Here is a 16,276-nt window from a genome sequence, read left to right as displayed (position 1 = left end):
GCCCGAAGGAGACCCCGTGTCCTACCCCAGCCTCATGTCCCCGGCGGAGATGCTCGCCACCGCGAAGGAGCGGCTGAGCATCCCGACGATCGTCTGCATCTGCGGCAGTACCCGCTTCATGGCCGAGATGGCCGCGCCGACCTGGAAGAGACCGCGGCCGGCCGGATCGTTGTCCGGCCCGGCGTCAACATGAAGACTGAGCACCCCCTGTGGGCTGGCCCGGTCGCAGCCGAAGCGCTGAAGATCCGCCTGGACATGCTGCACCGAGCGAAGATCCGCCTGGCCGACGAGGTCCTGGTCGTCGGGGACTACATCGGCGACAGCACCACGGCGGAGATCGAGTACGCGCGCGGCCTCGGCATGCGGGTCCGGTTCACGCACCCCGAGGTCGACCCCGACCTGACGGTACCGGAGGCGTCGTGAGTATCTACGCCAGCATCCCGGGAATCGGCGCCGAAGGCGACCCCGACCACCTCGGAAAGCTCTGGACGTACAGGGGCAGCCACCTCACCCCCGCCCACGACGACCCGCGCGACAGCGCTATCGGCCTGGCCGTCATCCCCTCCCACATCACCGCCGATCACCGCGACGACCAGCCCCCGGACGGCCCACCGTGGCCGTGGCTCCGGCTCTCCCTGGACGTACCCGGCGACGACCCGTGTGCCCTCCTCGACCCCGCACAGGCCCGGTTCTTGGCCGAACAGCTCGCCGCGTGGGCCGACCGCGTCGACCCCGACCGAGAGGTGCAGCGATGACCGCAACCCCCGTACCCCAGAGCAAGATCAGCGCCACTCTGGTCGACCCCGGGCGAGGCGAACACCTCTGGGTCATCCTCGCTATGTACAAGGTCAGCGACGCCGCCATTCGGCGCATGAACCAGGGCGAAGCCCCCCCCGGCACCGGCCTTCTGACCACGAGAACCTCCTCACGCTGGAGGGCACCGGCTGCTTCAAATGCGAACAGCCCTACAGCAAGTACGTCGCACACCGGAAGTGCACGTGCGTCCACCGTCAACTGGGACCGCATCGAAGACGCCGAAGCCGTCCACGGACACGGCGGCCACACCGTCATCGTCTGGGACGACCCAGAGCCGCCCGCGCCCGACATGAACTGCCCGCACTGCCCCGACGGCCACACCCTGCCCGACGGCGGCTCCCAGCCGTGGCACGCCCACGTCAGCGACGACCGGGACGGAGACGGGCAGCCGACGCAGATCATCGTGGCCCGGTCGGCAGGCGCGCATGTGGCCGAGTCCGACGCCGAGTGGATCCGCCAGCGCCTCAACGGCCCGGAGAACGTCCGTCCCGTTCCTGTCCAGCAGAGCACGTTCTCCCGGCTCGGACGCGGCGCATAGCCACCCTGACCAGCCGCCGCCCGGCCGTATGCCGGGCGGCCCCACCCGCCGGAGACCACCGTGACCATCCACCTGACCGACCCCGACGGCGACAGCCTCCACATCGCACCTGCTGAACGCGACGACGGAACGCCCGTCGTCCACCTCGGCACCAGCGGCTGCGTCCACATCCCCCTCGACCACGTCGACGCCGTGATCGCCGGGCTTCGGGAAGCCAAGGCTGCGGCGCGCATCACCGGGGGCCGGCCGTGACCGGGCCCGCACGGATGCCGCTCACCCCGCGCCAAGCCGCCGTTCTCACCGCGGCGGCCGACGGCGCACCCTTGGCGGTCGTCGCGGCTCGGCTCGGCTCGGAACGATGCGGGCCCAGGTCGCGGCCCGGCTTGCCGAGGCGTACCTGCGGCTCGACGTGACCTGGGTGCCCCGGGACGAACGACGTGCCGCCGCCGTCGATACGGCCCGGCGACGCGGACTCATCACCCTCGCCAGCAAGGAGACCGACTGTGCCTGACCGGAGCGAGCCGACCGTCCTCGACTACCTGTCCACCGGCTGCCTCCACGGCGAGCACGCCTACTGCCAGGGCGCGACCGGGCAGGCAGGGACGAAGACCCCGGCGGTCTGCAAGTTCTGTGCCGCGCCCTGTCGCTGCGACTGCCACCGGGTGGGCGCCGCGGTCGAGGCGGCCGTCCTGCCGCGCCGCGGTGACGCCCTCGACACGTGGCTGGAGGCCCAGCGAGACGCGCACCGCGACGACGACCGCGGTCAGTGGAGCACCCTCGACAACCTGCTGGACCGCTACCGGGCGCACGCCGACACCGGCACCCCGCTCAACCAGCACAGGGAGGTCGGCGTCTCGCCCCGCCGGGCCACCGTCACAATCACCGTGGACGCCCCGACACCCGAGAACGCCAGCCAGTGGGTGCAGACGATCGCCGACATGGTGGCCGCCGAGTACGGCGACAGCACGCGACTCGACATCACCACCAGCCCAGGCTGACCCACAGCAGACCTGCCCGAACTGGCCCCGCACCGGCCGCCTGGCATCAGGCGGGCGGTCGCGACTTGCTGGGAGTCATGCCGGGCGGTCCGCCGCCCACAACCGGACGATCGACCGCAGCCGGTCCCGGCTCTCGGGGCTCAGCGCCAGGTAGTCCGTGACCAGGCTGCGCATCTCCCGACTCGAACCCCAAGGGGGTTGGATGCCCATGAACTGCGAGCCGGCTGCGCCCTGTAGCACCTCTACCGGAAGATCCAGCCCGGCGGCAAGGGCGCGCAACTCAGGCAACCGAGGCGGAATCACAGGCAGTCGGCGCTCCAGCCGGTTGAGGACCGCGTACTTCCACAACGGCTCGCCCGCGCTCTCCGGATCGATACAGCGGCCAGCCAAGGCGCGAAGGCTCAACCCCAGCTCCGTCCGCCGCTCCCGCACCAGATCACTCAACTCCGTGCGCTCCGGGTCGCTCGTCATAACGGCCATCCTGCCTGTTACCCAGAGGACCGCGTGCGCCCCCATGCGCACTTGTGCACCGCGTCGTCCCCACCCCACGTTGGGCCGACGCTGAACGGCGCCGACGACTGGGGGTAGGGCAGTTGAGCAGAACACCGCCGACACCATGGGCGCGGAAGACGTTCGGGGACACCGCCGACACACTCGTCCACACCATCCCAGCCTGCCTCGCCAGAGCCCACGACCGGGCACGGAACGGCCAGCAAGGCGTCCACACCCAAACCCTCGAAGCCTACGGACACGGCCTGTACGCCGCCCAGTACGAGGAACTCGCCGCCGGCCTGGAGAACACAGCCGGGGCGACCACGGTCCGCCTCCAGGGGCGCACCGTGGTGGTCATCGCCGAGCACGCCCTCTACCCGATCCGCTACGCCAAGCGCGATGTGCCCGTCACCGAAGCCCGCCTCCGGAAAGCCGTCGGGCTCCGCGCCGACCTCATCCGGCGCCACGGCCCCGACTCCATCCAAGGCACCCTCGACCTCGGCCTCGACGAACCCCCAGAGCGTGAGATCCACCGAGACCTCGAACGTCTTCCTACGGACCTCGGGCTGATCCTCATCGCCTACGCCTGCTCGATGGACCGCGGGGTTATGAGACTCGAATGGGGCACCGCAGAACTCCGCCAAGAAGACCGGTACCTCGTCTGGCACCACCACGAACCCCTACCGATCCCCTGACCGTGAGCCAGCCCCCGGAGTGCACGCCCCCAACTGCCTCTCGCCTCAGAACCGCATCGCCGGATGGCAGCCGGTGCAGTACGTCGGTTCCGACGCCACGTCGCCGCCTCCATGGCGGGTCCGGGTCACCTCATCGCAGCTAGGATCCCGGCACCACGGCACCCGCTCGGCACCCTCCGGGGGTCGGCCGGCCCGGGCGGCATCCGCCAGACGGCCCCACGTGTCGTCCCTGTATGGCCTATGGGAACCGAACCGGCGGGAGAGTGCCGTCCACCCGTCCGCGACGCCGTCAGTGCCCTCCAGGGCCGTGATGCGGCCTCCCGGTAGGCCGCCGGGTCGGGGAGTTCGCCCGCGCCCAGCCGGTGGACGTACACGGCCGCAGCCGAATTCACTGCCGCACCCCCGAGATCGAGGTAGCTCTTCAAGTCCTGCTCCTCCCAGCCCGCCTTCAGGGCAGCGTCCTGCCAGTGATCGAGCACCTCAACGATCAGGCGGACTCCCACCGCTCACCTCCATCCGCCCAGCGGTACGCGGACACGACCAGCACAGAACTCTCCTACGGGTAGTGCGGGCCGGGCCCGCAGATCTGGAAACGGCCGGGCAGCGTGGGCTGCCCGGCCGTGATGTGCCGCAGGAGCGGTCAGGCCGTCCGGCCGTGCTCCCCAACTGCCTGCGCGAGCTGCGCATGCACGCCATCGAGGACATCGCACTGCGCCCGCACCGACGCGATCACCGCCGCCAGACCATCCAGATCCAGCGTCTCCGCGATCTGGTCCACGAACACGTGGAGGTCGACATGCGGGACCCGCCGACGCGCATCCTCGCTGTACGGGTCGATGTTGATCCGGCCCGACAACAGCGGCCAGTCAGCAGTGCCGTAGTACGAGTCGTAGACCTCGACGTTCACCCCGTCGAAGTGCATACCGTGCTGGAGATCATCCAGGGCGCCAACCAGGTCAGCCTCATGGCGGTCGGTGCAAACCGGAGGACAGGACTCCACGATCTGGCCGCCAGACGCGATCCGCCGCAGCCACGTGCGCGGGAGCGGGGCGGCGGGGGAACAGGGCGGCGCGGCGGGGGAGAGAGGCGCCGAGGGCTGCGACGGGATGGTGGCGGGAGTCGGGACCGGAGTCGGCTCGGGCAGTAAGGTGCTCATTGAGAACTCCTTTGGTTGGGACTGATCTCACCGATCAGCGGGTGATGCTGCTGGTCACGGCCCAGGCGGATGATGACCGCCTGGGCCTTCCTGCGTCCCGGGGGTGATGAGACCCCGGGGGTCTTGTGAAGCTGGCTGACCGGCAGGGGATGAACGCTATTCGAGCCACAGGCGGCGCCGGGTACGAGAGTGCGAATCCGGCCCATCTGATGGCTTTGTAACGACCCTTATCCGTTAACGAAACGCGCAGGTCAGAGTACATTAGTGCTTGTGCTGAGGGTGTTTGACCTCCCGGTTTCCCTGCCGAGGGAGACGCGCGTTGTTGCTTAATTGGATTTGTTTGGACCTGATTGGACTGGAATTCTTGGCCTGAACTCACCCCTGCCTCCCCGCCAGCTCCCGCACAGAGATCTTCCCCTGGCCAGCCACGTGATGACGCGCTGGCCGGTGACACTGCCCTGGATGCTGGCACAGAATCCCGAAGCGCGTCGGTGGGGCCTGTATGTCGCCCGACCGATCGCTGGTGGATCACGAACGCTAGAGCCTGACGCACTACCGAGCATTCGAACGGGGCAGGAACCGGGCCGTCCATGCAACGCCCGACCACCAGCGGTGATCGGCGACTTGCCAAACCCGGTAAGATCCGCTCACCGGGAGGTCGGGACGAGATGGGCTTGAAGTGACTGGCGGCATCGGTCGCTTGATGTCCTAGGGGGCTTGTTGCGGCCCCAGTTTCCTGTTGGGGAGCCTGATTGGTTCGGCGCTTCTGACGAAGGTTCCGGCTCCATGCAGAAATTGCAGATGCCCCTCGCTCTGGAGGATGCGGTACGCCGCTGCCGCCGTGCTCTCGCTCACGCCGACGGCTTCGGCGATGGCCTCGCGCTTGGGGATCTTCGCCCCGACCGGCCAGGCGCCGGACTCGACCTTGGCCCGCATCAGGTCGGCGAGGGCGGCCACCTTGCCGCGTCCGCCTGTGATTTGTGGCCATTCGTCGGGGGCGAACGGGGTCACCGGATAGTTGTGGGTGCCGTTGAAGCGAGGCTTCTCCTCGCGGATCGCTGCGGCTTCCGCCTTGAGCGCATCCGCCCAGTTCGGGAGCCACGTGGCGGTCTTGCGTGCCACCTTGGGCCACCACCACTTGAAGAGGTCGTGACGCTTCCAGCGGTCTTCCGGGGTTCGAGAGATGCCGACGTAGAGCAGTCGGTCGTCAGCATCGTAGAGGCGGTAGAGCGCGGTGCGCTCGCCGGGGTTGGCGTCGGCCATTGACACCTCTCTCACTTGGATATGCAAGTTGGTGACCTGTTGAACGCTAGCTTGGTCGGCATGGCTATGCAAGTGCTGCGACTGAAGCAATCGAGGCTCGGGTAGCGTGCCCCGTATGGCGATGACTGCTGACGAATGCCGCGCTCGATTCGCTTCGGCTCGATCCCTGCGGCTGGCCACGGCTGACGCGCTTGGCGAGCCGCACATCGTGCCGGCCACCTTCGCGCTGACGGGAGACGTGATCGTGATCGCGGTAGATCACAAGCCCAAGCGTCACGCGAACCTGAAGCGGCTTGCCAACATCAGGGAGAACCCGGCCGTAACGCTCCTAGTTGATCACTTCGAGGAAGACTGGGAGCGGCTTTGGTGGGTGCGGGCGGATGGCCGCGCGCAAGTCCTGGAGAACGAACTTGCACACGCACTTGTTGACTCTCTGGTGAACAAGTACGAGCAGTATCGTGATCGGCGCCCCGGCGGACCGGTGATCAGGATTGAGGTAAGTCGCTGGTCAGGATGGGTGGCGCGTCGGCAATAGGTGCAAGTTGGCCTCGTAGACTTACGCTGACTTGAGTACCCATTCAGTCAGGAGTGCGATGCCACCGAACCCGGCACAAGAGCACCCGTTCAAGCGGGTTGCCAATGAACTGCGCGCGGAGATCCTTCGGGGCGACCTCGCGCCTGGAGACAAGATCCCGTCAGAAAACAGCCTGAAGGACCGCTTCGGCGTCACGCGAACGACGGTCCGGAAGGGGATCGCGCTGCTTCGCTCCGAAGGGCTCATCACCTCGGAGCAGGGCAGAGGTGCCTTCGTTCGCGAGAGGCCGCACGTCAACCTCCGCCAAACGGGGAGCATCTACCGGGCGCGACGGCACTCCGGAAAGTCCAACTTCAACGCGGAGGCGGAGGCCCAAGGGCAACGCCCCAAGCAGGCCATCAGGGAGGTCGTTGAGACGTCCGCCCCTGAGAGGGTGGCCGTCCTTCTGGGTGTTGAACCTGGAGCGCCGGTCATCGCGAGGCGGCTGCTCTTCACTGCCGACGGCAGTCCCATGCAGCTCGTCGACTGCTACTACGACTCGGCGATGGCGACTGGCACGCGTCTCGCTGAAGCGAGGTTGATCAAGGGTGGGGTCAATGCGTACATCGAAGCCCCGGATGGGCCGATCGGCCGGCGCATTGTCCAGTTCATCGAGGATCTCGACATTCGCATGCCGTACCCGCATGAAGCGGAGCAGCTCGATATTCCTGCTGGAGTTCCCGTCGCTCGGGTCTTCCGCACCGCTTACGACTCTGCGGGGGATGCCCTGGAAGTCCTTGACTCGATCATCCCCTGCGACCGGCACGCCTTCCGCTACGTGATCGATGTGTAGCGCGCTCGTCTCGCTCGCGTCTTGGCGCCTCCGCTCTCCGGCGGGGGCGCCTTTTTGCTGCCCGGATCTGCTCGCTCGAAGGCGAAACTGTCGCGGCACTTGCATACCCAAGTGGTCCCCCTCTATCGTCAGGGGTGTCGCAACTTGGATAGCCAAGTTGCTTTGACTCCCTCAACCCTGCCCCGAAAAGGAGGACCACGCATGTCTCCCAGCGACGCTCTCGATGCAGTGCTCGACGACCTTCAGGACTCCCTCACCGTCCCCGAGGTGGCCGCTCTCATCGGCGTCCACCAGGCGACGGTCTACCGCGCCATCAAGACCGGTCGACTTCGCTCTACGAGTCGGGGGAGTGGCCAGGTTCGGCGAACCCTCACCAAGATTCCGCGCGCGGCCGTCACTGAGTACTTGACCGGTCCGGTGGTTGCTCCGGTCGCTGAGCCGACCGCCGCCTAGAAGCGCATGAACCCCGGCCCGGCGCTACGAACGCCGTGTGGACCGGGGCCTGACCACCCGAAGCCTGCAAGCAATCCGGGAGATCAACGTGAACACTACCTCTGCTACCTCTTCCCTCGCCGCCACCTCCGTCTTATCGGCGGCTGATCGTGCCGCTCATGTCGCTGCTTCGTTTGTGCGGGGCGAGCCTCGCCCGCCGTTGCCGTTGCGTCCGCCTCCGCATGAGCGGGACGGCCGGCAGTCCACTCAGACCCCTGCTCGCCCGCACCCGGCCAACCTCACGGCGGTGGCGGCGTGACCGCGACCCTGACGGCCGCGCCGGCCGACGAGCCGCGTCGGGATCACCCGTCGCAGGAGGACGAGGCGCTGCGTCAGGTGCGTGGTGGCCGGGCGCCGCTGAGCACGGTGACGCGCCGTGATGTCCGTCCCGTGATCGCCCGCCAGCGGCGGTGGTGACGTTGATCCTCCGCCTTTTCCTCGCTGTTCTGCGTGCCGCGCCCGGCCACTGGCAGTGCAATCAGTGCAGCATCTGGTTCACCGGCCCGCCTTCGCAGACCTGCCCCGCCTGTACCTGCTCCTGAACCGCCGGGCCTCGGGGATGCCCCCGTCCCGGGGCCCGGCTCCCACTCTTCCCCACCGCCGACGTCGTCGGCTCCACCAGTCATGCCCGAGAGGACCACCGATGTCTCCGTACCTGCGTCTCATCATCTCCGCCGACCTCGACGCCTACGAGACCGCCCGTCAGACCCGCGCCGACCTTCAGTCCCGGTACCTGTTCGCCGTCGACGCGTGGGACGTCCTGGAGATCGCCCGGATCGAAGCGCTCGCCGCCGACTACGACGCCGCCCACCCCGGCGAGACGCCCGTCCTCGACGGGCTCGACATCCCCGCCTACCCGGCCGCCGCCTGAGGCACGGCTTCCCCATCGAGAACGCTCCGCAGGAGGCCACCGCCCACGCCCTGGTCGTCCTCGCCGAGCAGCAGCAGGACACCAACCGGCACCTGGCCAGCATCGCGGAGAGCCTGGCCGTTCTCGCCGCCCGGACCGAACCGGCCCCTGAGACCGAGCCCGAGTCGAAGCGCCGCCTCTGGCTCCCCACCCGCCGCACGCCCAAGAACTGACCGACCCGAGAGAGGAACCCCATGGTCACGCTCCTCGCCCGCTTCTTCGCCCGCCAGGCCACCGACACCCAGGAGAACCACCAGATGACCACCGAGGCCATGACCCCGACGCCTGCCGACGACGTGCTGATGCGCTTCCTCACTGTCGGCGGCGCCACCGTCGAACTGCGCAACGACACCACGGTCAAGGAGTGCTCGGCCACGATCGCGACCTGCCTGGGCTGCGGCGCTGTTCAGACCGCGGAGTGGGCGACGGAGATCCGGCTGTACAGCAGCAGGTCATACGTGATCCAGGACCGCACGAAGGGCGAGCGTAACGCCCGCGACAAGGCCAACGAGCACGCCACGGCCTGCCGGGCGATGCCCCGCCCCCCCTCCGCCTGACCGCCCTCACATCGAGAGGACCGCCCCCCATGCAGACCGACCCCGCCACCGAGACAGGGCGGAGGGGAGTCGTCGAGATCGTCTCGTTCGGCTACCTCCACGACGCGCCGCCCGCCGCACACCTGACCATCGACCTCCGCCACCACTTCCGGGACCCGCACATCACCCCGGCGCTCCGCTACATGACCGCCGCCGACCAGCCCGTCAGGGACGCCGTCTACGCCACGCCCGGCATCACCAACCTGATCGCCGCCGTCGCCGCAGCGATCGACGCATACGCGGCCAGCCCGTCCGCCGGGCCGGTCACCGTCGCCAGCGGCTGTTCCGGCGGCAGGCATCGCGCCCCGGCATTCGCCTCCGCGCTCGCCGCACTGGCCGCCGCCAACGGCCACCAGGTCACCGTCCACCACCGCGACATCGAACTCGACGTCGTCCAGCGCTAACCCGCACCCCACCTCCGAAGGAGCAGGCCATGCCCAACCGTGACCCCCGGAAGCCGATGGCGGAATGGGTCGCCCGCGTCACCGCCGCCAAGAACGAGGCCGACCGGAACGGCGGCGACCCGGTCATCGACCAGGACCTCGCCGACGTCCGGGAGCTGGAGCGCGCAGTCTCCGACCACGTCACCGGCAGCTTCACCGCCCGTATCGCCGCCCGCGTGCCCGGCACCCGCTGACCCGCCAGCCCTGACCCAAGAAGGAGCATCCGCTATGCGTGAGAGCACGTGGGAAGTTCTCAGCTTCGTGATCCCCGGCGTCATCGGCCTGGCCATCGTCATGTTCGCGATCTTCGCCCGCTGACCAGCCACCCCCCTTGGAGACCACCGTGACCTTCTACCTCCCCGACCTGGTGCGCCGGGCCCGGATCGCGTTCCTCGTCGCCGGACTCGCGTGGCTGTTCGGACTCGCCCCGCCGCCCGGTATCCGTATCGCCGTCGTCGTCCTCGTTGCCGCCGCGATCGTCCTCGACGCGTGGCTCGATCAGCAGCCCACCCGACGCACTCGCATCCCCACCCAGCACGACCACCAGCCCGCCGCCTAACCCATCCCGAAAGGAAGCCGATCGTGAGCACCGCCATCGACAAGGTCAACGGGCACGTAGTGAACGTGCCCGAGCACCGGTTCGACCCGGTAGCCCTCGCCGAGGCGGAGGCAATCCGGACGCGTGCCGAAGCCGAGGCCAAAGCCCTCCGCATCAAGGCCGAGGGCGAAGCCGATGCCGAACGCACCCTCGCTGTTGACCGAGCCGAAGAACTGCGCCTCGCCAACGAACGCAAGCGCATGCGCCTGGAAAAGGACCAGGCAGACCACCAGGCCCACCTGGCCAAGAAGGCGGCGGAGACGGCCAAGGCCGACGCCGAGAAGGAAAAGGCGGACCAAGCGGCCGAGGAGCAGGCCCACCGTGAAGCCCGGGAAGCTGCGGAACAGGACCGCACCGAGCGGTACTGGAAGTGGGGCGCCCGCTCCATCTATGCCGTCGGCCTCATCATTGCTGCGCCGATCCAGTTCGTTGCGTTCTGGGACCGGGAGCGCCCCTTCCTCGTCGCCGCGCCCGCACTCCTCGAAGGGCTGGCCCTCGTTTTGGCGTTCGGTGCTGCATGGGCAGTCGCCCACCGACGAGATGTTGCTCCCTACCGCATCGGCATCATGATCGGCGCGCTCGTCGCGGCTGGCATCAACCTGTGGCACGGAATCACTGACTCGGCTATCGGCCTGAACGCAGGTCTCATCGGCGCCATCGCCTCTCTCGGCGGGCCCGTCGTCCTTATGGCCTACGAGCACGGCATCGCCCAGAAGGCCGACGGTATCCCGTCATGGCGAGAGCGCCGCGCCACGGAGAAGGCGGCAGAGGAAAGGGCCGCGGCGGAGGCGGTGGCGCGCGCCGAGAAGGAGGCTGTTGTTGCCGAAGCAGCAGCCGCGAAGAAGTCGGCGGAGAACCAGGCCGAGGAGGAGCGGAAGCGTCGCGACGAAGACCGGCGCGAGCACCATCCGGCCGTATGGGATCTGGCAGAGGCGCTGCGTTCGGCGCGAGGTGCAGCGTCCGTCACTGAGCAGATCTGGAGCGAGGCGTGGCAGCGCGTGACCGGATCGAAGGCGGTTGGAATCGACGCCGAAATCGAGGCCACGTCACGGGCCGCAGAAGCCCGCATGCAGACCGTCACCAGCGCTCCGATTATCGGTGCGTTCTCCCTGATCGAATCCCAAAAGGGTCCTCGTTCGAAGCGCGACCCGAACGCCCCCGACGGACGCCGAAACAACGGCGGCACGCCGCCCCGCCGTCGGGCTGGCGACACCGCTCCTTACACCCCCGGGGCGAAGAAGCAGGCGCGCCTTGAGCAGACCGCAGCCCAGCCCGCAGAGGAGTCGAAGTGAGTACCGCCGCCCACCCGCAGACGGCCGCCGAGCGGCCCGCGCTCAGCCTCGTCAAGGACACCCCCGAGACCCACGCCGAAGTGGTCGACGCGCCCATCGAGGGCACCGTCATCGACCGCCCGTCGGCTCCGGTCCGGCCCGCCTGGATCGAGTCGCAGACGGCTCGTCTCACCCGCGCCCGGCGCCACGCCCTCGGGAACCGGCTGTACATCCCGCAGGCCGGCCGCGGCTACCTCAACCTGCTCCGTCGGTGGGCCGACAGCTGGACCGACGACTACCCGCAGATGATCCGTACCGCCCGCACCGCGCTCAAGGCCGCCGGGGGCGACGTCACCGAAGAGGCCAAGCTGAAGGCGACCGTCGAAGCGCGGCGTGCCGACTACCGGCGCCACAGGCTCATCCACGCCGGGAGGAGTGCCGCCGGGGCCATCGCCGTCGGAGCACCCGTCACCGTCGGCATCGCCACCGGCGGCCTGTGGATCGACATGGCGCTTGCCGCGGCCGGCTTCGCGGCCGGCGCCTGGCACGGACGCCCCGGGGCCACCCGCGGCGCCATCGGCGCCGCCCCGGCCAGCATCACTGCCGAGCCGACCGTGGACCTTGACGACGACACGATCCAGAAGGCCGTGAGCGAGTGTGGATTCCGGGGCGCCATCCGGATCGTGCAGCCCACCCAGACCAGCCCCGACGGCTCCAGCGTCACCGTGTTCGACATGCCCGGGGCGTCCACCGCAGCCGAGTTGAAGAAGAAGCTCGCCTCCCTTGCCGCCGCACTCGGCAGGGACGTGTCCATGGTCGACGTCACCAAGGCCGGCGCTGAGGGCCGGGTGTCGCTGTGGATGAGCAACACGCCGCCGTTCGACGCCCCGCGGCCATCGCCACTTCTCGACCTGGTCGGCGCCCTGGACGCCTTCAAGGTCGGCGTGCCCGTCGCGTGGGACAAGCGCGGAAAGCCGATCGTCCTGCCCATCAACAACTCCAGCTTCGTGATCGCCGGGATGACCCGCTCCGGGAAGGGAGTCGGCGCCTCCAACCTCGTCGTCGGCGCCGCCATGGACCCGCGGATCAACCTGCGGATCGTCGCGGGAAAGGAGAACGGGGAGTGGGACGCCTACGCCAAGGCCGGCGTCGCCGCCACGTACTTCAAGCCCAGCCCGGAGCGTCTCCTTGCCCTGGCGAATGCGCTGATCGCCGACATGGGGCGCCGGAACCGGGACCTCGGAAAGCTCGGCAAGTCGAAAGTCACCGTCGACACGATCGACAAGCTCGGTGGGATCGAGCTGCTGATCGTGGACGAGGTCGCCACATACACCCGTCCCGGCAAACCGCTGCGCGACGAGATCCTTGAAGCGTTCATTCAGCTGTCCGCGGTCGCAGCGGGCGCCGGAATCCTCATGGTGCTGATCACCCAGTACCCGGAGGCCGATGTTCTTCCCGCCGCGCTGGCGATGAACTGCGGCTCCCGGTGGGCGATGCGTGTTGACACTGCTGCGCAGTCGAACGCGATCCTCGGCGGCGGGGCGTCCGGTATGGGCAGGGACGCGAGCAAGTTCGACCCGCCGATTCCCGGTCTCGGATGGCTGGTGAACCCGTTCGCCGGGATCACCGACCTGGCCCGCAGCTTCGACCTGGACGAGGACGAGCGTGGCGAGATCACCGAACTGATGGTGCGCGCTGCCGCTCTGCGAGACAAGGCGGGGCGTCTGGCCGGGCAGTGGGGCGACCCGATCGAGCACATACTCGTCGCGGAGACTGGTCTGTCGTCCCTTGCAGGCGGCCCGCACCGCACCGGCTACCCGGGGCGCGCCATCCACGAGTTGACGCCGGAGCAGCGCATGCAGATGGACGCCCTGCGTGGCTGCCTGACGGCAATGGATCACTTCGGCCGAGACGAAGCGCAAGTCGACGAGATGGCGGACTTCATCGGCAGTTCGATGCTTCCCTCGAATCTCGGACACATGCTTCGCACTGCGGGCGCTGGCGGCACGGTCAAGGTGACCGTGCCGCACAAGGAAGGGCGCGTGAACGGCTACCGGAGGGCCGACATCGCGGACGCCGTGGAGTTCATCCAGGGCGTGTGAACTACCCGGACACCCCCGGACATCATCCTAATTTGACCCGGTATATCCCCCGGTCAGGGGGCGGACGGACCCCGGACGCGACCCGGGTCACGTCCACCCCTCGTCCGCCCCCTGTCCATGGTGCATACCAGGGCAATCCCTGCGCCTGTCCAGGTGTAAACCATCACAAAAACCGACCTGAAGGAGATCATCATGACCGTCTACCAGCGCACCAAGAAGGACGCCAAGCGGGCCGAGCGTGACGTCCGCCAGGGCGACAAGCTGTACGTGATCCGGGAGCTCTCCGGGCGCGACGCCACGCGCCAGGACAAGCGGGTCTACGCCGAGTACACCGTCTCCCACCGGCACCCGCTCATGCCCGGCTGGATGATCTCCGGCTCGCTGTCCGTCGAGGGCCTCGTGCTCCGCGACGGGCCCGTCTACACCTCGCCGCCTCGCGGGCTCCGCGGCATCCACGAGCCCGCCCCGCAGACGTCCAGCCCGCTGGGTGACGGCTACGAGGGTGTCCTCGACGAGCCGGAGATCCGCGGCCTGGAGAAGCAGGTCGCCGACAGTTCCCACCCGCGCAAGCGCCGCCCGCTCGGGGCCTGGGGCCTCTGACGGCTCCCCTCACCGCCCGTCCTGCACGGGCGGTGAGGGGAGCCGGGACAGACCCGGCCCTAGAGAGGACCGAATGACAGCGCAAGCAGGGCAGATCGTCACCAAGTACGCCAACAAGCGCGGCGCGATCGTGAAGGTCGTGGTCACCCGCCCCTCGGCATGGAATCCGGGCCACGACTGGACGTGCGACGGGTGCGGAGCGGCAGGCGCTTACGGCGGGGAGGGCGTCGACAAGAGCACGGCGCAGCGCTCGGCCGAGAAGCACGCCGACAAGTGCAGGGCCCTCCCTCTGAACTGACGGCGCCGACAACAACTCCCGCAGCGCTCCGATGAGCCCCGGGAAGTAGCCCCGCCGGGGCGCTCCTCGAATGCCTGGCAGCGACCAGGAGCGCCCCTTCCACCCACCACGCGCATGCGCGCAGAGAGCACCCCAACATGACCACGATCACCTACGCCCCGACAAGCCCGCCCACGGTGGCGGCGCCCGAACTCGACCTCGACACGCGGCTCGCGCTCGCCGAGACGGCGATGACCGTCCGCCTCGACCACGCACTCCTCGCCTACGCGGTGAACACCGCCCACCTGCCCGACGCGCCACTGGCGGAGCCGATCGCGCCGGCCCTTCCCCCGGCCGTCATCGTCCCGGCGATCCGCCCGCTCGGCAGCGTGTTCCTCGACGCGCTTCGCATCATCGACACCCGCGGCTGGACCCGCAGCACCCTCCGCGACGACACCGGGGCCGTCTGCGTCGTCGGAGCCCTCCGGGCCGCCGCGACCCGGCGCCAAGCGGACGACGCGTGCGTGCTGCTCCTCGACGTCATCCGGCAGCGGTACCAGGCAGAGACCGTCCCGTCCTGGAACGACGCCCAGACCAGCGCCGAGCCCATCCGATGGGCCCTCACCACCGCACACAACCGCACCGCCACACACGGCGTTTGACCAGCCCGAAAGGAAGATCCATGTCATTCGAACGCATCAGCAAAATCATGGAAGCGCCGGACGGATCCTTCGTCTATGCCGAAGCCGATCGCAAGGCCAACGCCTTCCGAGTCGTCTGCTCAGGCTGCCCCGACCTTCAGGGCACGCCCTACAACAGCGGCGCCGGAGCCATCCTCGCGGCCTCCTACCACTCCGAACACGACCCCAGCCAGAAGCACATCCCTACCCGGTAAGGACTCGCCATGCCGGATCCGAAGTACGTCCTCACCGCCCGCTCCCGCACCGGCCAGAAGGTCGACATCATCACCGGCGCTGACCACGACAGCATCGCCGTCTACGACGACGCCGACCTCAAGCACCGCCTCGACGCCGCCAAGAACGACCCCCGCGACCTCGAAGTCACCGTTCGCCCCGCCAACTGAAAGGGACTCGTCATGCGCAAGCCCACCGGCAAGCAGCTCCGCGTCTACGTCGAAGAGAACCGGCGGCTCGCCGCCCACCGCCGCGCCGAAGCCGACCTGTACGAGAACACCGCCAGCGAAGTCGAAGCCGGCGTCACCGAGGAGACCCCCGAGTACCTGCGCCTCAACCAGGCCGTCATCGACACAGAGGCGCGCCTCCCCAAGCGTTTCCGGGAGAACTGACCATGGGAATCCGCATCTCGCACAGTGAGCCAGTCTCCCGATCAGGGCTCACCATCGCCAACCTCGGCCAGCACCTCGCCGACGTACTGCCCGCACACGACTGGCGGAAGATCCGCCACCTGTTCGACGGCACCTTCGCCGACATCGCCCACATTCGGCACCGGGAAGCCGGCCAGTACGCGCAGATCCTCCGACGCGCCGCCACCGACCCGCGCATGCCAGCGAACTGGGGCGACCTCGCGGACATCTTCGCGGCAGCCGCCCAGCGGGCCGCCAACGCCCGCGAACCCTGGGTGTGGAGCTAATCCCTCCGTGCGGCCCCGGCTTTCAGTCGGGGCCGCACAACACCAACCAGA

The 16,276-nt window shown here is 68.8% G+C and carries 27 protein-coding genes and 1 pseudogene; 25 read left to right on the top strand and 3 right to left on the bottom strand.

Annotation, left to right across the window (positions count from 1 at the left end; genetic code table 11):
• Positions 1-34: 34 nt before the first annotated feature.
• The 6 genes and pseudogenes from ACIQ7D_RS17945 (at position 35) to ACIQ7D_RS17920 (ending at position 2,352) form a co-directional block, all read left to right on the top strand.
• A pseudogene (locus tag ACIQ7D_RS17945) lies at positions 35-423 on the top strand (hypothetical protein).
• Complete coding sequence (locus tag ACIQ7D_RS17940; protein WP_403938540.1) at positions 420-755, top strand: hypothetical protein; 336 nt, start codon at positions 420-422, stop codon at positions 753-755. The pseudogene ACIQ7D_RS17945 and the gene ACIQ7D_RS17940 overlap by 4 nt, the downstream one beginning before the upstream one ends.
• The gene (locus ACIQ7D_RS17935) at positions 752-1,354 is read left to right on the top strand and encodes a hypothetical protein (RefSeq protein ID WP_403938539.1); all 603 of its coding nucleotides are present in this window, start codon (positions 752-754) and stop codon (positions 1,352-1,354) included. The genes ACIQ7D_RS17940 and ACIQ7D_RS17935 overlap by 4 nt, the downstream gene beginning before the upstream one ends.
• Positions 1,355-1,414: 60 nt before the next feature.
• The gene (locus ACIQ7D_RS17930) at positions 1,415-1,606 is read left to right on the top strand and encodes a hypothetical protein (protein WP_403938537.1); all 192 of its coding nucleotides are present in this window, start codon (positions 1,415-1,417) and stop codon (positions 1,604-1,606) included.
• Between the two features lie 106 nt (positions 1,607-1,712).
• Positions 1,713-1,865, top strand: coding sequence for a hypothetical protein (locus ACIQ7D_RS17925; RefSeq protein WP_403938535.1), 153 nt, complete (start codon positions 1,713-1,715; stop codon positions 1,863-1,865).
• Entirely contained in the window at positions 1,858-2,352 is a 495-nt protein-coding gene (locus ACIQ7D_RS17920; RefSeq protein WP_403938533.1) for a hypothetical protein, read from the top strand. Before ACIQ7D_RS17925 ends, ACIQ7D_RS17920 begins: the two co-directional genes overlap by 8 nt.
• 75 nt (positions 2,353-2,427) lie before the next feature.
• Here the strand turns inward: ACIQ7D_RS17920 and ACIQ7D_RS17915 are convergent, their stop codons facing one another.
• Positions 2,428-2,823 (bottom strand): XRE family transcriptional regulator, encoded by a 396-nt coding sequence (locus tag ACIQ7D_RS17915; protein ID WP_403938532.1) that lies wholly within the window; start codon positions 2,821-2,823, stop codon positions 2,428-2,430.
• 122 nt (positions 2,824-2,945) lie between these two features.
• On the opposite strand from ACIQ7D_RS17915, the gene ACIQ7D_RS17910 reads away from it, so the two are divergent.
• The gene (locus ACIQ7D_RS17910) at positions 2,946-3,539 is read left to right on the top strand and encodes a hypothetical protein (protein ID WP_403938530.1); all 594 of its coding nucleotides are present in this window, start codon (positions 2,946-2,948) and stop codon (positions 3,537-3,539) included.
• 640 nt (positions 3,540-4,179) lie between these two features.
• On the opposite strand, the gene ACIQ7D_RS17905 is transcribed toward ACIQ7D_RS17910, so the two are convergent.
• Together ACIQ7D_RS17905 and ACIQ7D_RS17900 are read right to left on the bottom strand one after the other, a co-directional pair.
• Entirely contained in the window at positions 4,180-4,695 is a 516-nt protein-coding gene (locus ACIQ7D_RS17905; protein ID WP_403938528.1) for a DUF6907 domain-containing protein, read from the bottom strand.
• Between the two features lie 708 nt (positions 4,696-5,403).
• Complete coding sequence (locus tag ACIQ7D_RS17900; protein ID WP_403938526.1) at positions 5,404-5,958, bottom strand: GntR family transcriptional regulator; 555 nt, start codon at positions 5,956-5,958, stop codon at positions 5,404-5,406.
• 115 nt (positions 5,959-6,073) lie between these two features.
• Here ACIQ7D_RS17900 and ACIQ7D_RS17895 point away from each other — a divergent pair, with 115 nt between their 5' ends.
• The 18 genes from ACIQ7D_RS17895 to ACIQ7D_RS17810 all read left to right on the top strand — a co-directional run bounded on the left by ACIQ7D_RS17895 (position 6,074) and on the right by ACIQ7D_RS17810 (position 16,225).
• Positions 6,074-6,493, top strand: coding sequence for a TIGR03668 family PPOX class F420-dependent oxidoreductase (locus tag ACIQ7D_RS17895; protein ID WP_403938524.1), 420 nt, complete (start codon positions 6,074-6,076; stop codon positions 6,491-6,493).
• Between the two features lie 58 nt (positions 6,494-6,551).
• Complete coding sequence (locus ACIQ7D_RS17890) at positions 6,552-7,325, top strand: GntR family transcriptional regulator (RefSeq protein ID WP_403938522.1); 774 nt, start codon at positions 6,552-6,554, stop codon at positions 7,323-7,325.
• Between the two features lie 201 nt (positions 7,326-7,526).
• Positions 7,527-7,778: a helix-turn-helix domain-containing protein gene (locus tag ACIQ7D_RS17885; RefSeq protein WP_403938520.1), complete on the top strand. Its 252-nt coding sequence runs from the start codon at positions 7,527-7,529 to the stop codon at positions 7,776-7,778.
• A gap of 294 nt (positions 7,779-8,072) precedes the next feature.
• The gene (locus ACIQ7D_RS17880) at positions 8,073-8,234 is read left to right on the top strand and encodes a hypothetical protein (protein WP_403938519.1); all 162 of its coding nucleotides are present in this window, start codon (positions 8,073-8,075) and stop codon (positions 8,232-8,234) included.
• 226 nt (positions 8,235-8,460) lie between these two features.
• Positions 8,461-8,688: a hypothetical protein gene (locus ACIQ7D_RS17875; protein WP_403938518.1), complete on the top strand. Its 228-nt coding sequence runs from the start codon at positions 8,461-8,463 to the stop codon at positions 8,686-8,688.
• A 233-nt stretch (positions 8,689-8,921) separates the two neighbouring features.
• Positions 8,922-9,284, top strand: a complete 363-nt coding sequence (locus ACIQ7D_RS17870; RefSeq protein ID WP_403938516.1) for a hypothetical protein — start codon at positions 8,922-8,924, stop codon at positions 9,282-9,284.
• Between the two features lie 29 nt (positions 9,285-9,313).
• On the top strand, positions 9,314-9,727 hold the full coding sequence (locus ACIQ7D_RS17865) for an ATPase (RefSeq protein WP_403938515.1): 414 nt from the start codon (positions 9,314-9,316) through the stop codon (positions 9,725-9,727).
• Between the two features lie 29 nt (positions 9,728-9,756).
• A complete protein-coding gene (locus tag ACIQ7D_RS17860) occupies positions 9,757-9,960 on the top strand; it encodes a hypothetical protein (RefSeq protein ID WP_403938513.1) in 204 nt (67 codons plus the stop codon).
• A gap of 137 nt (positions 9,961-10,097) precedes the next feature.
• Positions 10,098-10,325: a hypothetical protein gene (locus ACIQ7D_RS17855; RefSeq protein ID WP_403938512.1), complete on the top strand. Its 228-nt coding sequence runs from the start codon at positions 10,098-10,100 to the stop codon at positions 10,323-10,325.
• Between the two features lie 23 nt (positions 10,326-10,348).
• Positions 10,349-11,656 carry a hypothetical protein gene (locus tag ACIQ7D_RS17850; RefSeq protein WP_403938510.1) on the top strand — a complete coding sequence of 436 codons (1,308 nt, stop codon included), beginning with the start codon at positions 10,349-10,351 and terminating at the stop codon, positions 11,654-11,656.
• Positions 11,653-13,737 (top strand): FtsK/SpoIIIE domain-containing protein, encoded by a 2,085-nt coding sequence (locus tag ACIQ7D_RS17845; protein WP_403938509.1) that lies wholly within the window; start codon positions 11,653-11,655, stop codon positions 13,735-13,737. Before ACIQ7D_RS17850 ends, ACIQ7D_RS17845 begins: the two co-directional genes overlap by 4 nt.
• A 192-nt stretch (positions 13,738-13,929) precedes the next feature.
• A complete protein-coding gene (locus ACIQ7D_RS17840) occupies positions 13,930-14,337 on the top strand; it encodes a hypothetical protein (RefSeq protein ID WP_403938507.1) in 408 nt (135 codons plus the stop codon).
• A 73-nt stretch (positions 14,338-14,410) separates the two neighbouring features.
• Positions 14,411-14,635 carry a hypothetical protein gene (locus ACIQ7D_RS17835; RefSeq protein WP_403938505.1) on the top strand — a complete coding sequence of 75 codons (225 nt, stop codon included), beginning with the start codon at positions 14,411-14,413 and terminating at the stop codon, positions 14,633-14,635.
• 137 nt (positions 14,636-14,772) lie between these two features.
• Entirely contained in the window at positions 14,773-15,276 is a 504-nt protein-coding gene (locus tag ACIQ7D_RS17830; RefSeq protein ID WP_403938503.1) for a hypothetical protein, read from the top strand.
• A gap of 20 nt (positions 15,277-15,296) precedes the next feature.
• Positions 15,297-15,509 carry a hypothetical protein gene (locus tag ACIQ7D_RS17825; protein ID WP_403938501.1) on the top strand — a complete coding sequence of 71 codons (213 nt, stop codon included), beginning with the start codon at positions 15,297-15,299 and terminating at the stop codon, positions 15,507-15,509.
• A 9-nt stretch (positions 15,510-15,518) separates the two neighbouring features.
• Positions 15,519-15,698: a hypothetical protein gene (locus tag ACIQ7D_RS17820; RefSeq protein ID WP_403938499.1), complete on the top strand. Its 180-nt coding sequence runs from the start codon at positions 15,519-15,521 to the stop codon at positions 15,696-15,698.
• Between the two features lie 12 nt (positions 15,699-15,710).
• Positions 15,711-15,920 carry a hypothetical protein gene (locus tag ACIQ7D_RS17815; protein WP_403938497.1) on the top strand — a complete coding sequence of 70 codons (210 nt, stop codon included), beginning with the start codon at positions 15,711-15,713 and terminating at the stop codon, positions 15,918-15,920.
• A 2-nt stretch (positions 15,921-15,922) separates the two neighbouring features.
• A complete protein-coding gene (locus ACIQ7D_RS17810) occupies positions 15,923-16,225 on the top strand; it encodes a hypothetical protein (RefSeq protein ID WP_403938495.1) in 303 nt (100 codons plus the stop codon).
• Positions 16,226-16,276 lie beyond the last annotated feature (51 nt).

Origin of the sequence: Streptomyces sp. NPDC096310, from assembly GCF_044763125.1 — a bacterium.
In the GTDB taxonomy this organism is placed as follows: domain Bacteria; phylum Actinomycetota; class Actinomycetes; order Streptomycetales; family Streptomycetaceae; genus Streptomyces.
Note: the sequence above shows the minus strand (reverse complement) of the source record. Positions and strands in the feature narration are given on the sequence as shown.

What these genes read in the sequence shown, in the direction of transcription:
- ACIQ7D_RS17935 (WP_403938539.1), top strand. Translation starts at nt 752, where the DNA reads ATGACCGCAACCCCCGTACCCCAGAGCAAGATCAGCGCCACTCTGGTC.
- ACIQ7D_RS17925 (WP_403938535.1), top strand. Translation starts at nt 1,713, where the DNA reads ATGCGGGCCCAGGTCGCGGCCCGGCTTGCCGAGGCGTACCTGCGGCTC.
- ACIQ7D_RS17915 (WP_403938532.1), bottom strand. Translation starts at nt 2,823, where the DNA reads ATGACGAGCGACCCGGAGCGCACGGAGTTGAGTGATCTGGTGCGGGAG.
- ACIQ7D_RS17905 (WP_403938528.1), bottom strand. Translation starts at nt 4,695, where the DNA reads ATGAGCACCTTACTGCCCGAGCCGACTCCGGTCCCGACTCCCGCCACC.
- ACIQ7D_RS17900 (WP_403938526.1), bottom strand. Translation starts at nt 5,958, where the DNA reads ATGGCCGACGCCAACCCCGGCGAGCGCACCGCGCTCTACCGCCTCTAC.
- ACIQ7D_RS17895 (WP_403938524.1), top strand. Translation starts at nt 6,074, where the DNA reads ATGGCGATGACTGCTGACGAATGCCGCGCTCGATTCGCTTCGGCTCGA.
- ACIQ7D_RS17890 (WP_403938522.1), top strand. Translation starts at nt 6,552, where the DNA reads ATGCCACCGAACCCGGCACAAGAGCACCCGTTCAAGCGGGTTGCCAAT.
- ACIQ7D_RS17885 (WP_403938520.1), top strand. Translation starts at nt 7,527, where the DNA reads ATGTCTCCCAGCGACGCTCTCGATGCAGTGCTCGACGACCTTCAGGAC.
- ACIQ7D_RS17875 (WP_403938518.1), top strand. Translation starts at nt 8,461, where the DNA reads ATGTCTCCGTACCTGCGTCTCATCATCTCCGCCGACCTCGACGCCTAC.
- ACIQ7D_RS17870 (WP_403938516.1), top strand. Translation starts at nt 8,922, where the DNA reads ATGGTCACGCTCCTCGCCCGCTTCTTCGCCCGCCAGGCCACCGACACC.
- ACIQ7D_RS17865 (WP_403938515.1), top strand. Translation starts at nt 9,314, where the DNA reads ATGCAGACCGACCCCGCCACCGAGACAGGGCGGAGGGGAGTCGTCGAG.
- ACIQ7D_RS17860 (WP_403938513.1), top strand. Translation starts at nt 9,757, where the DNA reads ATGCCCAACCGTGACCCCCGGAAGCCGATGGCGGAATGGGTCGCCCGC.
- ACIQ7D_RS17840 (WP_403938507.1), top strand. Translation starts at nt 13,930, where the DNA reads ATGACCGTCTACCAGCGCACCAAGAAGGACGCCAAGCGGGCCGAGCGT.
- ACIQ7D_RS17835 (WP_403938505.1), top strand. Translation starts at nt 14,411, where the DNA reads ATGACAGCGCAAGCAGGGCAGATCGTCACCAAGTACGCCAACAAGCGC.
- ACIQ7D_RS17830 (WP_403938503.1), top strand. Translation starts at nt 14,773, where the DNA reads ATGACCACGATCACCTACGCCCCGACAAGCCCGCCCACGGTGGCGGCG.
- ACIQ7D_RS17825 (WP_403938501.1), top strand. Translation starts at nt 15,297, where the DNA reads ATGTCATTCGAACGCATCAGCAAAATCATGGAAGCGCCGGACGGATCC.
- ACIQ7D_RS17820 (WP_403938499.1), top strand. Translation starts at nt 15,519, where the DNA reads ATGCCGGATCCGAAGTACGTCCTCACCGCCCGCTCCCGCACCGGCCAG.
- ACIQ7D_RS17815 (WP_403938497.1), top strand. Translation starts at nt 15,711, where the DNA reads ATGCGCAAGCCCACCGGCAAGCAGCTCCGCGTCTACGTCGAAGAGAAC.
- ACIQ7D_RS17810 (WP_403938495.1), top strand. Translation starts at nt 15,923, where the DNA reads ATGGGAATCCGCATCTCGCACAGTGAGCCAGTCTCCCGATCAGGGCTC.